The organism is Pseudomonas sp. ASL9, from assembly GCF_056680335.1.
Genome location: NZ_CM155277.1, coordinates 4270909 through 4283509, shown reverse-complemented (window position 1 = coordinate 4283509; position 12601 = coordinate 4270909). Strand labels below are relative to the sequence as shown.

The 12601-nt window shown below is 59.1% G+C and carries 10 protein-coding genes; 6 read left to right on the top strand and 4 right to left on the bottom strand.

Annotated features, from left to right (window positions below):
• Positions 1-86: 86 nt before the first annotated feature.
• A complete protein-coding gene (locus AC1ME2_RS19785) occupies positions 87-1391 on the top strand; it encodes an IS4 family transposase (protein ID WP_480442169.1) in 1305 nt (434 codons plus the stop codon).
• A 407-nt stretch (positions 1392-1798) separates the two neighbouring features.
• Here the strand turns inward: AC1ME2_RS19785 and AC1ME2_RS19780 are convergent, their stop codons facing one another.
• The 4 genes from AC1ME2_RS19780 to edd form a co-directional block, all read right to left on the bottom strand.
• Positions 1799-3259: an ATP-binding protein gene (locus AC1ME2_RS19780; RefSeq protein ID WP_480436128.1), complete on the bottom strand. Its 1461-nt coding sequence runs from the start codon at positions 3257-3259 to the stop codon at positions 1799-1801.
• Positions 3249-3992 (bottom strand): response regulator, encoded by a 744-nt coding sequence (locus AC1ME2_RS19775; RefSeq protein ID WP_480436127.1) that lies wholly within the window; start codon positions 3990-3992, stop codon positions 3249-3251. The genes AC1ME2_RS19780 and AC1ME2_RS19775 overlap by 11 nt, the downstream gene beginning before the upstream one ends.
• 98 nt (positions 3993-4090) lie before the next feature.
• A complete protein-coding gene (locus AC1ME2_RS19770) occupies positions 4091-5047 on the bottom strand; it encodes a glucokinase (protein ID WP_480436124.1) in 957 nt (318 codons plus the stop codon).
• On the bottom strand, positions 5044-6870 hold the full coding sequence (edd, locus tag AC1ME2_RS19765; RefSeq protein ID WP_480436123.1) for a phosphogluconate dehydratase: 1827 nt from the start codon (positions 6868-6870) through the stop codon (positions 5044-5046). Before edd ends, AC1ME2_RS19770 begins: the two co-directional genes overlap by 4 nt.
• Positions 6871-7091: 221 nt before the next feature.
• Between edd and gap the strand changes: the two genes are divergently transcribed.
• The 5 genes from gap (at position 7092) to AC1ME2_RS19740 (ending at position 12485) form a co-directional block, all read left to right on the top strand.
• Positions 7092-8093, top strand: coding sequence for a type I glyceraldehyde-3-phosphate dehydrogenase (gap, locus tag AC1ME2_RS19760; RefSeq protein WP_480436122.1), 1002 nt, complete (start codon positions 7092-7094; stop codon positions 8091-8093).
• A 148-nt stretch (positions 8094-8241) separates the two neighbouring features.
• The gene (locus AC1ME2_RS19755) at positions 8242-8754 is read left to right on the top strand and encodes an RNA polymerase sigma factor (protein WP_480436120.1); all 513 of its coding nucleotides are present in this window, start codon (positions 8242-8244) and stop codon (positions 8752-8754) included.
• Positions 8755-8929: 175 nt separating this feature from the next.
• On the top strand, positions 8930-11347 hold the full coding sequence (locus tag AC1ME2_RS19750) for a TonB-dependent hemoglobin/transferrin/lactoferrin family receptor (protein ID WP_480436119.1): 2418 nt from the start codon (positions 8930-8932) through the stop codon (positions 11345-11347).
• 52 nt (positions 11348-11399) lie between these two features.
• Positions 11400-12008: a biliverdin-producing heme oxygenase gene (locus tag AC1ME2_RS19745; protein ID WP_480436116.1), complete on the top strand. Its 609-nt coding sequence runs from the start codon at positions 11400-11402 to the stop codon at positions 12006-12008.
• A gap of 60 nt (positions 12009-12068) precedes the next feature.
• Complete coding sequence (locus AC1ME2_RS19740) at positions 12069-12485, top strand: YbaN family protein (RefSeq protein WP_480436114.1); 417 nt, start codon at positions 12069-12071, stop codon at positions 12483-12485.
• The last annotated feature ends 116 nt before the right edge of the window (positions 12486-12601 follow it).

Genomic DNA, 12601 nt, shown 5'->3' with positions numbered 1-12601 from the left:
AATCCCCCAAAATCTCAGTCAGGGTGACTAAAGCGATGTGGGCAGAAGTTCTAGCGCGGTTTGAAAAAAAGACACCGGCCAGCGTCATGGTCAAGTTGGCACTGGATCACGCCATTCCTGCTGAGTGGGTTGATCAGGTGTTCGAAGAACATCGTCAACGCCAGTACCCGCGGGAGCTTTTGTTTTCGACCATCGTTGAGCTGATGTCCCTTGTTTCATTGGGCTTACGGCCTTCGCTGCATGCCGCCGCACGGCAGATGGAGAATCTTCCTGTCAGCTTGGCGGCGCTCTATGACAAGGTCAGCCGCACCGAACCCGCCTTGCTGCGGGCCCTGGTCACCGGTAGCGCAGAACGCTTGGCTCCGACGATAGAAGAGTTGGGCTGTTCATCCATTTTGCCCGGCTGGCAACTGCGCGTCGTCGACGGCAACCATTTGCCTTCTACCGAAAAACGGTTGGGGGCTTTGCGGCGTGAACGAGGCGCGGCTCGGCCAGGATTTTCAGTCGTGGTCTACGATCCTGACCTGGATCTGGTTGTCGACTTGCAGCCTTGCGAGGACGCCTACGCGAGTGAGCGCGTCGGCGTGCTGCCGCTGTTGGCCCGCGCCCATGAGGGGCAGGTGTGGATGGCCGATCGGCTCTATTGCACGATGCCCGTCATGCAGGCCTGCGAGGAAGTAGGTGCTTCTTTCATTATTCGCCAGCCAAGCAAACATCCAAAACTGATTCAGGAAAGCGACTGGCAAGAACCGGTCCCTGTCGAAAGCGGAACGGTGCGTGAGCAAATTATCGAACTCAAGGGTGGCTACCGCTGGCGCCGAGTTGAACTGACCCTGCAAACACATACTGATTCAGGCGACTCCGTGATGTGGTTTTGGAGCAACTTGCCCGACACCATCAGCGCCGAGCAGATCGCCGATTTATACCGTCGTCGTTGGAGCATAGAAGGGATGTTCCAGCGCCTTGAATCGGTGCTGGACAGTGAAATCGAAAGCCTCGGCTCTCCCAGAGCGGCGTTGCTGGGTTTTGCTTCGGCGATCTTGGCCTACAACGTTTTGGCAGTCCTCAAACGCAGCGTGGAACAGGCTCACCGCGAGACGCAGCCAGAGGGATGGGAGGCCTCGACGTTTCACTTGGCAGTGCAAGTGCGCAGTGGTTATGAGGGCATGCAGATCGCGCTACCCTCAGACTACCTATCACTTCAAACGACCTCGGAAACCCTGGCACAGCGCCTGTTGGCGCTGGCCAGGAATATCAAACCCAAGCAGGTTGCCAAAAGCATACGCGGACCGAAAATCGCCAAACCCAAGGAGTGGCTGGAGGGCAGAGCTGCGAATGCGCATGTATCGACGGATCGGGTGCTCAAGGCCCATAAAAGGAAAACACCTTGAAAGGGCTGGCTCTTACAGCGAGGAACCTTTTTCAAACGCCAAAAAGGTCCCGCCAAAACGCTTTGCCCCTCCATGCGGATCCTCGCCTAGGCTCGGATTTCCCTCGCTCCGGCGTTGCTCCGGGGGGCGCCGCAAGGGGCCATCCATGGCCCCGTGCGGCTAACTCGGCGTCCTGCCTCGTTACCCCCTGCGCAACGCCTGCGCTCGGCCTCCTGGAAAAGGGGCCTTGCCGTAATTCAATACTCAATTCACACAAAATCCCAAAGGTAGATCAAAATCCTGTGGGAGCAGGCTTGCCTGCGAAGAGGCCCGTCGTGTAAAGAAGAGCGTCATGACTTGCGAAATAGCTGAGCCTGATCCAACGATTTCGCAGGCAAGCTAAACGCCTACAAGTGCTCCGAAACGACTCAATCCGCAGTTCGCGGCAGACGCAACGTCACACGCAACCCCCCTTCGCGGAGGTTTTGCAGGCTCACTTCGCCGCCATGGCTGTGGGCAATATTGCGCGCAATGCCCAGGCCCAGGCCGTAACCCTGCTGTTGCTTGCCAGCCAGGCGAAAATGCGGCTCGAACACTTGTTCCAGGCGTTGTTCGGGCACGCCGGGGCCCTCGTCATCGACGTGCAGCACGAAGGCTTCAGCGTCGTCATCGATATGCAGGTGGGCCTTCTGCCCGTATTTGAGGGCGTTGTCGATCAGGTTGCCAATGCAGCGCTTGAGCGCCAGCGGCTTGCCCGGATAAAAAGCGGTGGCTTGCCCCCGCTGAGTGACGCGGCCGTTCCCGGCAGGTGACAGGTAGGGCTCGACCAGGCAATGCAGTACCTGATTGAGGTCCACCGGCTCGATATTTTCGTGGATATCGGTGTCTTTCACGCATTGCAGTGCGCCTTTGACCAGCAGCTCAAGCTCGTCGAGGTCGCGACTGAACTTGGCTTGCACGGCTTCATCTTCCAGCAACTCGACCCTCAGCCGCAGACGCGTGATGGGCGTACGTAAATCGTGAGAGATCGCACTGAACAACTGGCTACGCTCCGAGAGGTAGCGGCTGATGCGTTCGCGCATGGCGTTGAACGCGCGGCTGACTTCGACCACCTCGCTGCCGCCCCCTTCGACGACCGGTTCGACCACCGTACCCAGCGACATTTCCCGCGCCGCACGCGCCAGACGCTTGAGTGGGCGGCTTTGCCAATGCACCAGAAGACCAATGAACAGCAGCAGAAAACTGCTGGTTAACACAATGAACCAGACCTGCTGCGCAGGCAGGTTCTGTTCTTCAAGCGTGGTGTAGGGTTCGGGTAACAACGAGGCGATGTACAGCCATTCGCCGGGCGCCAGTTCGATTTGGGTGACTAGGACCGGCGGATTGACCGGCTCCAGGCTCAACGCGTAATGCGCCCAGGAACGCGGCAGCTCATCAAGCTTGAGGCCGCCGTTAAAAATGCGCAGGTCTTCTGGCCGCACGAAACGAACCAAAATAGTCGGCTCGCTGCCCAGATGCTGACGCAGCACCTCGTCGACCGCCGTCAATACCGCTGTCTTGCGCGGGGTCGGCCCCAGCACGTCCATTTCCAGCGGTTTGTCATTGAGGGTCACAACGAAGCGCGTGCCGCCCATGCTGCGCAATTGATCGAGCACCAGCGGACGATAGGCCACCGGCAGCGATCGGAAATAACTGACACTGGCGGCCATGGAGTGCGCGAGGCTACGAGCGCTGGTGACCAGGCCTTCCATTTGCGTGGCGCGCAATTGCGACAGCCAGATCATGCTCGACAACGCCTGCGCCAACAGCACGACCAACAGCGTCAGCAATAGCATGCGACCCAGCAGCGAGCCCGGTACCGGCACGCGCCATTTTTTTTCAGTAGCCATTGCTGGCCAACGACATGACATTCGCCGCCAAAATATAGCCGCTGCCACGCACCGTGCGAATCAGGCGCGGCGCCTTGCCGGTATCACGCAGGCGTTGGCGCAGACGGCTGACGGCCATGTCGACGATGCGATCCAAAGGCATCAGCTCACGGCCCCGGGTGGCATTGCCGATGGTGTCGCGATCAAGGATTTGCTGCGGGTGATCCAGAAACAATTTAAGCAACGCAAAATCGGCACCGGAGAGGATCACTTCCTCGCCATCGTTGTGAAAAAGCCGGTGACTGACCATGTCCAGACGCCATTCATCAAACGCCAATACCTCTCCGGCGACCCGCTCATGACCGAATTGCGCACGTCGCAGCAGGGCCTTGATGCGCGCCTGCAATTCGCGAGGGCTGAAGGGTTTGCCCAGATAATCATCAGCGCCCAGTTCCAGACCAATCACCCGATCAGCCTCATCAGAGCTGGCCGTGAGCATGATGATCGGCACCTGGGACTGACGCGGATGCTGACGCACCCAGCGGCACAGGCTAAAGCCATCTTCGTCGGGCAACATAACATCGAGGATCACCAGATCGCTGGGCTCGTCGTTTAGCGCCTGGCGAAAACCGGCACCATCGCCCACCGTGCGTACGACGAAACCACAACGACTCAGGTAGGTTTGCAGCAATTCACGAATATCCTGATCATCATCCACCAGCAAAATCGATTTACTGACTGAACTCACATCCATCGTCCTTGTTCTGAATAAAACATGCGCCTCATGAACGAGACGTGGCACAGGTTACACGGTCCCAGACTGCGCCAGGCGCAGTAGGTCCCACACAGCCTTCAGCCAAATGCCTGCTGCAACGCCACACCCGCCCCCATCAAACCGGGGTACTCAGCGGTCACCAGCCACACCGGTACGCCTTTGAAATAGTCTTTCATCAGGCCTTTTTCGGCAAAGGACCGGGCAAAACCGCTGGCGATGAAGAAGTCCGTAAAGCGCGGCACGACCCCACCCACGATGTAGACCCCACCACGACCGCCGACGGTCAGCACATTATTGCCCGCCACCCGTCCCAGCCAGCAACAGAACTGCTCCAGCACCGCCGACGCCACCGGGTTGCCCGCCAGCGCCGCCGAGGTGATGGCGGCCGGTGATTTAAGGGTGGGTTCGATGTTATCCAGCGCGCAACTGACCTGATACAGGAGCAACAACCCGCTGCCGCTGAGCATGGTTTCGGCACTGACATGCTCGTGCTCGGTCATCAGCCGTGCCCATATCTGCGCTTCGCGTGGGGTGCCGAGCGGCAGATCGACATGTCCGCCCTCGCCCGGTAACGCCATCCAGTGGTTGTCGGCGAGGGGCAGCAAGGTGGCCACGCCAAGCCCGGTACCCGGACCGATCACCACTCTGGGGGACGCTGCTTGCGGGATGCCATGGCAGACCGTCAGGTATTCATCGTCACGCAGCCGGGTCATGCCCAGCGCCATCGCCGTGAAGTCATTGATCAGCAGCAGGTTGTCCAACTTCAGATGGGCGCAGAACTCAGGGCGGTTGATGCGCCAGTGGCTATTGGTGAAGTGAAAATCATCGCCGCTCACCGGCCCGGCAACCGCCAGGCAGACCGAGCCGACTTCACCAGGGCGCAGGTCCAGATCGTCGAGATAGACGTCCAGGGCTTTTTCCGGGCTGGCGTAGTCGATGGTCGGGAACACCCGGATCGAATGCAGTTGATCGTCTTCCCAGATGGCAAAACGCGCATTAGTGCCGCCAATATCACCGACCAAAGCCAATTTCACTTAAGCGTCTCCAGACCCGAAGTAAAGGCACTGGCACCCTGCTCTGCCGAGCTGAAGGCCATGCGCATGAAGCCAAACAGCTCGCGTCCGCAACCGACACCGTTGTCGAGCAGACCGACCGCTGGCTCTCTGGCGGCCAATTCTGCCGGCTCGACCAGCACGTGCAATGTACCTTTAACGCCGTCGACGCGGATGATATCTCCGTCACGAATCAGCGCTAACGGGCCGCCGTCGAAGGCTTCGGGGCAGACATGGATCGCCGCCGGGATCTTCCCGGACGCGCCGGACATGCGCCCATCGGTGACTAACGCGACTTTGAAACCACGGTCCTGAAGCACACCAAGGAACGGCGTCATTTTGTGCAGTTCGGGCATGCCATTGGAACGTGGACCCTGGAAGCGCATCACCGCAACGAAGTCGCGTTCCAGTTCACCGGCCTTGAACGCGTCAGCCAGGTCCTGTTGATCCTGGAACACCAGAGCCGGAGCTTGTATCACTTGATGCTCAGGCGCCACGGCGGAGACTTTCATCACGCCACGACCGAGATTGCCTTCCATCACGCGCAAACCGCCTTCGGGCGAGAATGGCCGTGCAACGGGGCGCAGGATGTCTTGATCCAGGCTTTCGATAGGGCCTTCGCGCCAGACCAGCTTGCCATCTTCGAGGAACGGCTCGCGGGTGTAACGGCTCAGGCCGAAACCGGCGACGGTGTTGACGTTTTCGTGCAGCAGCCCAGCCTCCAGCAGTTCACGGATCAGGAACGACATGCCGCCCGCCGCCTGGAAGTGGTTGATGTCGGCCTTGCCGTTTGGATAAACGTGGGTCAGGGTCGGCACCACTTCGGACAGATCGGCCATGTCTTGCCAGGTCAACTTAATGCCCGCCGCCATGGCAATGGCCGGCATGTGCAAGGTGTGGTTGGTCGAGCCGCCTGTGGCGTGCAGGGCAACGATGGAGTTGACCAACGAGCGCTCGTCGACGATTTCGCCCAGCGGCATGTAGTCGCCGCTTTGCTTGGTCAGACGCGTGACCTGGTGCGCCGCTTCGCGCGTCAGGGCATCGCGCAACGGGGTGTACGGATTGACGAACGAAGCGCCCGGCAAGTGCAGGCCCATGACTTCCATCAGCAACTGGTTCGTGTTGGCGGTGCCATAGAACGTGCAGGTGCCGGGGCTGTGGTAGGACTTCATCTCCGACTCCAACAGCTCTTCGCGGCTGGCCTTGCCTTCGGCGTAGCGCTGACGGACGTCAGCTTTTTCCTTGTTGGATATACCCGATGGCATCGGCCCGCCCGGCACGAACAGTGTCGGCAGATGACCAAAACGTAACGCGCCCATCAGCAGGCCCGGCACGATCTTGTCGCAGATACCCAGGCACAAGGTGGCGTCGAACATGTTGTGCGACAGCGCGATGGCGGTGGCCATGGCGATCACTTCACGGCTGGCGATGCCCAGCTCCATGCCCGGCTCGCCTTGGGTCACGCCGTCACACATTGCCGGTACACCACCGGCAAACTGGCCGACCGAGCCGATATCCCGCAGGGCCTGTTTGAGCTGGTCCGGGAAATGCTCGTACGGCTGATGCGCCGACAGCATGTCGTTATAAGACGACACAATGGCCACGTTGGCGGCGTTCATCATTTTCAGGCTTTGCTTGTCTTCGGTGCCGCAGCCTGCCACGCCGTGAGCAAAGTTGGCGCATTGCAGCTTACCGCGCATCGGGCCGTCACTGGCGGCTGCGTGGATCATTTGCAGATAGCGCTCACGTGTCGCACGACTACGGGCTATAAGCCGTTCAGTTACCTCAAGAACGCGGGGATGCATGTGATGAACTCCAGGCTAGCGGATAGGTGACCCATTCAGGTAGTTCCAATTGTCGACGGTGAGGCCTAGGCTGGGCAAAGGCTTGATATCGAACATTTGAACCGGTCTTACGGGCTACTCGTTGTAGATAAAACAAAATATTGCCATTAAAAAGGCTTGTTTTCTATTTTTATGCGAATAATCTTGTAATTCCAACAACAAATTTAAAAGAGGACGGCTGCATGACGCTTCGTATCGCAATCAATGGCTTTGGCCGCATTGGCCGCAATGTCCTACGCGCACTCTATACCCAAGGCTATCGAGAGGACTTGCAGGTCGTCGCCATTAACGACCTGGGTGACAGCGCGATCAACGCGCACCTGCTGCAATTCGACACCACCCATGGCCATTTTGCTGGCACCGTGGAGTTCGACCATGAAAGCCTCACCGTCAACGGTGACCGAATTGCGGTCAGCGCCATCCGCAACCCGGCAGAGCTGCCGTGGAAGGCAGAGAACATCGACGTGGTGTTCGAGTGCACCGGCCTGTTCACTGACCGCAACAAAGCCGCTGCGCACATTACTGCCGGCGCACGTAAAGTGATTGTATCGGCCCCGTCCAAGGGCGCGGACGCCACCGTCGTGTATGGCGTCAACCACAATGTTCTGCGTCAATCGCATCAGATTATTTCCAACGCCTCCTGCACCACCAACTGCCTGGCGCCCATCGCCCAGATTTTGCACCGCGAATGGGGCATTGAAAGCGGCTTGATGACCACCATCCACGCCTACACCAATGACCAGAACCTGACCGACGTCTACCACACCGACCTGTACCGTGCGCGTTCGGCTACCCAGTCGATGATCCCGACCAAGACGGGTGCGGCTGAAGCCGTCGGCCTGGTGCTGCCGGAACTGGCGGGCAAACTCAACGGCATGGCGGTTCGCGTCCCGGTGATCAACGTATCGCTGGTGGACCTGACCGTGCAGCTCAAACGCGAAGCCACCGCAGACGAAGTCAACGCGGTCTTCAAAGAAGCCAGCCGGCACTCGAAAATCCTCGGCTACAACACCCTGCCGCTGGTGTCTCATGACTTCAACCACAACCCGCTGTCATCGATTTTCGATGCCAACCACACCAAGGCCAACGGTAAGTTGATCAAAGTGCTGGCCTGGTATGACAACGAATGGGCGTTCTCCAACCGCATGCTGGATAACTGCCTGGCCCTGCATAACGCCCAGTAAGCCCGTCTTGCATCAGGGGCACCGCCGCCCGTCGCTGGCGCGGTCGCCCCTTGAGCGGCAGTATAAATAATCTGTCACGTATGAGCGCTTGACCACGACCGCAAATGATAATAATTATCATTTGATGCTTATCTGGTCGAGTACTCCCGTGAGTCAGTCACGCTTCAATGACATTTTTCTTGCCCAGCGAGTGGTGCTGCTGCGCACGTTGCAGCGGATGGTGACCAACCCCAGCACCGCTGAGGACTTGCTGCACGAAACCTACCTGCGCGTCACCCGGGCGCTGAGCGAACGCTCGATCGACCACCTGGAACCTTTCGTCTATCAGACCGCACGCAACCTGGCCCGGGACCATTTGCGTGCGCGAAAGATTCGCGCGCGCACCCTGATCGAGGACGTACCGCTGGAGGTGCTCAAAAACGTCGCTGAACAGCACACCACCGCGGAAGAGGCTATCCACGCCTGGCGTCTGCTGGAGCGGTTGAGTGCCAGCCTCACTCAACTGAGCGCCCGGCAGCAAAAGATTTTCTCCCTGAGTCGCTTGCAAGGCTGCAGCTGTCTCGAGATCGCTGAACAGCTTGAGGTCTCGTCCAGCACCGTGCAAAAGGAACTCAAGCTGGTCATGTCGATTTGTGTGGGTGTGGCGACCCGACATGCATAACGGCTCCGACCGAATGAAGGCCATGCGGCCCAACACAACCGATGATGTCGAACTGAGCAACGCTTTTTTTACGCAATAGCGGGTCGTCGTTCGTCTAGTTATAGTCAATGCAACTGATTCTCATTTGTAATCCATGCACACCTATAAGAGACACGCACGACAGGGAGCGCTATCAATGCCGTCACCGTTCACCCCACCCACCACAACGTGCCACTCACTTCATCGCAAACGCTGCAACACAGGGCGGCAACACGTCACCCTTTCCTTGCTCACCGTGGCGTTATTGACCGCAAATACAGGCAGCGCCTCTGCTGCCACTGCGACACCCGACGAGCAGCCGGGCCAAAACGTCGAGCAGGAAAAGCCTTCGGCGGGCATGCTCGCGTTGCCACAGATGACCGTCAGCGCAACGCGTCAGGAACAGGCGGTGAATTCAGTACCGAGTACCGTCACCGTTCATGACCGAGCAGAACTCGATCACCAGAACGTGAACAACATTCGAGACCTGGTGCGTTATGAGCCCGGCGTTTCAGTGGGCGGCACAGGCCAACGCGCCGGCACCACGGGTTACAACATCCGGGGCATCGACGGTGACCGGGTGCTGACCCAAGTCGATGGCGTCGAGGTGCCGGACCATTTTTTCAGTGGCCCTTACGCCCAGACGCATCGCAATTATGTCGACCCGGAAATCATCAAGCGCGTGGAAATTCTTCGCGGCCCGGCCTCGGTGCTGTACGGCAGCAGTGCTATCGGCGGCGCGGTCAGTTACTACACGCTGGACCCCGACGACATCATCAAGCCAGGCAACGACGTCGGCGTCCGCTTGAAAACAGGTTACAGCTCGGCCGATGACAGCTGGCTCACTTCCACCACCGTTGCAGGCCGTCATGAAGACGTCGATGGCCTGCTGCACCTGAGCCAGCGCAACGGTCACGAAACGCAATCCTATGGCGACAACAATAGTCTGGGCCTGCAACGCACCGAATCCAACCCTGAAGACGTGCGGTCTACCAACGTACTGGCCAAACTGGGCTGGAACTATGGCGAAGAGTCGCGCCTGGGCCTGACCTACGAGAAGTACAAGGACGACCGCGACACTGACCAGAAAAGTGCGGTCGGTGGTCCGTTCGGCAACGGTGTACCGCTTGGCATGTACCTGTCGCGCAACGGCAACGACACCGTAACCCGCGAACGTTTCGGCCTCGAAAACAGCTTCGCCCTCGATAGCCTGCTGGTCGATCACGTCAAATGGAGCCTGAACTACCAGATCGCCAAGACCGACCAAAGCACCCTCGAGCGTTATAACGTCCCACCGCGCGGCGCCCCGCCACGCCTGGTTTTACGTGACCGAAACACCGTTTACAACGATCAACAATGGGTCTTCGACGCGCAACTGGACAAGGCTTTCGCCATTGCCGACACCGATCATGTGCTGACCTATGGCACCACAATCAAGCAGCAGAAAGTCACCGGGTTGCGCAGCGGCAGCGGTACCTGCGCGGCAGTGTTCGGCAGTTGCCAGGTGATTGGCGCGGACAGTCCTGCGGATCGTTTGGAACCCTCCAGTGACTTTCCCGACCCGACCATCAACACCTACTCACTCTTCGCTAACGACCAGATTCGCTGGAACGACTGGACCTTCCTGCCAGGCCTGCGCTACGACTACACAAAGCTTGCTCCGCACATCACCCAGGAATTCCTCAACACCGTCGCCTCGGACGGTAAAGGCCAGGTCAGCGACAAGAACAAAACCTGGCACCGCCTGTCGCCCACGTTCGGCCTGACTTATGCGTTCAGCGAGCAATACACCGGATACGGTCAATACGCCGAAGGGTTCCGTACGCCGACGGCCAAGGCGTTGTATGGCCGTTTTGAAAACGTCGGTCAGGACTACACCGTCGAACCCAACCCGAACCTGAAACCGGAAAAAAGCAAAAGCTATGAAACCGGCCTGCGTGGGCACTTCGAATCGGGATCGTTTGACGTGGCGGTGTTCTACAACACGTACCGAGACTTCATCAACGAAGACGCCATCCAACCGGGCTATGACCACCTCAAGTTCCAGGCCAATAACATCAAGCACGCCACCATCAAAGGCGCGGAGATCAAAGGCCGTCTGCAACTCGATACCTTCGGCGCGCCACAAGGTCTGTACACCCAAGGCTCGGTGGCTTACGCCTACGGTCGCAACAATGACACGGGCACGCAGATCAATAGCGTCAACCCACTGACCGGTGTCTTTGGCCTGGGCTACGACCAGAACACCTACGGCGGTTTGCTGAGCTGGACCCTGGTCAAACGCAAGGACCGGGTGGACAACACCGAAAAGGTCTTCAATGCACCCGATGGCACCTCCAGCCAGTTCAAAACGCCGGGCTTCGGCGTATTCGACCTGACCGGGTTCTACAACGTCACCGCCGACGTGACCGTGAACGCCGGCCTGTACAACCTTGCCGACAAGAAATACTGGCGCTGGGACGACGTGCGCGGCTACGACAGCGTGGGCGAAGCGGGCGTCACCAGCCCGGCCAACCTTGATCGCCTGACCCAACCGGGTCGCAACGTCGGCATCAACGTGGTGTGGAATATTTGAGCCCGCTTACCGCGCCGTTAACCGCGGCGCGCCTTTTCCCAAGGAAGACAAGATGACCTCTCAACAGAATCGCCCGAGCCTGCGCTCTCAACGCCTGAGCCGGATTACTCACGCGCCCCATGAGCAACTCGACCAAGCAGTGAAGGCCCATGCCCCGTTCGAAACCTTGGCCAACTATGCACGCTTCGTGGTCGCACAATATGTGTTCCAGACCGAGTTGAAAGCGCTCTATACCGAGCCGGAATTGATCAAACTCATCGCCGACCTGCCCGAACGCTGCCGGGCCGAACAGGCCAAAGCCGATCTGGCAGACCTCGCCACTGCCGTGCCAGGGCCGGTCGCTGGCGCGTTGCAGAATCCAGATAAAGCCCACGCGCTAGGCTGGCTATTTGTGTCTGAGGGCTCCAAGCTCGGTGCCGCGTTCCTGATCAAACGTGCTGCGGCCCTGAGCTTGAGCGACACCTTCGGCGCCCGTCACCTTGGCGAACCTGAAGGCGGCCGCGCTGAAGGCTGGAAACGCTTTGTGCGGATACTGGACAGCCTTGAACTCAGCGCCGAAGAAGACGCACAGGTGGAACAAGGCGCCGTCGCTGCTTTCGACCGCTTCAATGTGCTGCTGCAACAGGCTTACGCTCCCGCGCCCAACGTTGAACGGGCCTGAATGCTTCAAGCCCGGACAGCCCTGTTAAGCTGGCCGGGTTGTCAAATGGACAGACGCCCCATGACCCTCGAGACCAAGCCCCGGACACCCCCAGGGTCCCCCCTTTCACGCCGGTTGTTCGCCCTCCTTGCTTACGTCAGTGTGGGGATCGGCCTGATCGCCATTGTCGTGCCCGGTTTGCCCACCACCGAATTCATCCTGCTGGCCGCGTGGGCCGCCACTAAAAGCTCGCCACGCCTGAGTGCATGGCTGGAAAATCATCGCCTGTTCGGCCCCATGCTGAGCAACTGGCGCAACGGAAAATTGGTCACCCGCCGTGCAAAAGTCAGCGCGTCCATCAGCATGCTGCTGTGCGCCGGCATCATGCTGACCCAGCTTGAACACCATTGGCCTGTGTACCTCGCCATCGCGGGCATGAGCCTGGGCAACCTGTGGCTCTGGTCACGCCCCGAACCCGAGATTGCAGAGGCGCCCTAAAGCACTCTCCACGCATTTTTAACGCAACGTTGACGACTTTTTGTATACGCTTACAAAAATAAGCGTTCTCGGGCGTCTGCTATTCCTGCGAATTGATTTTAGTATCTGTCAGAGCT

Excerpts from the sequence above, each read along its gene's own strand:
- AC1ME2_RS19775 (WP_480436127.1), bottom strand. The coding sequence starts at position 3,992 with ATGGATGTGAGTTCAGTCAGTAAATCGATTTTGCTGGTGGATGATGAT.
- edd (WP_480436123.1), bottom strand. The coding sequence starts at position 6,870 with ATGCATCCCCGCGTTCTTGAGGTAACTGAACGGCTTATAGCCCGTAGT.
- AC1ME2_RS19745 (WP_480436116.1), top strand. The coding sequence starts at position 11,400 with ATGACCTCTCAACAGAATCGCCCGAGCCTGCGCTCTCAACGCCTGAGC.
- AC1ME2_RS19740 (WP_480436114.1), top strand. The coding sequence starts at position 12,069 with ATGACCCTCGAGACCAAGCCCCGGACACCCCCAGGGTCCCCCCTTTCA.
- AC1ME2_RS19785 (WP_480442169.1), top strand. The coding sequence starts at position 87 with ATGGTCAAGTTGGCACTGGATCACGCCATTCCTGCTGAGTGGGTTGAT.
- gap (WP_480436122.1), top strand. The coding sequence starts at position 7,092 with ATGACGCTTCGTATCGCAATCAATGGCTTTGGCCGCATTGGCCGCAAT.
- AC1ME2_RS19780 (WP_480436128.1), bottom strand. The coding sequence starts at position 3,259 with ATGGCTACTGAAAAAAAATGGCGCGTGCCGGTACCGGGCTCGCTGCTG.
- AC1ME2_RS19750 (WP_480436119.1), top strand. The coding sequence starts at position 8,930 with ATGCCGTCACCGTTCACCCCACCCACCACAACGTGCCACTCACTTCAT.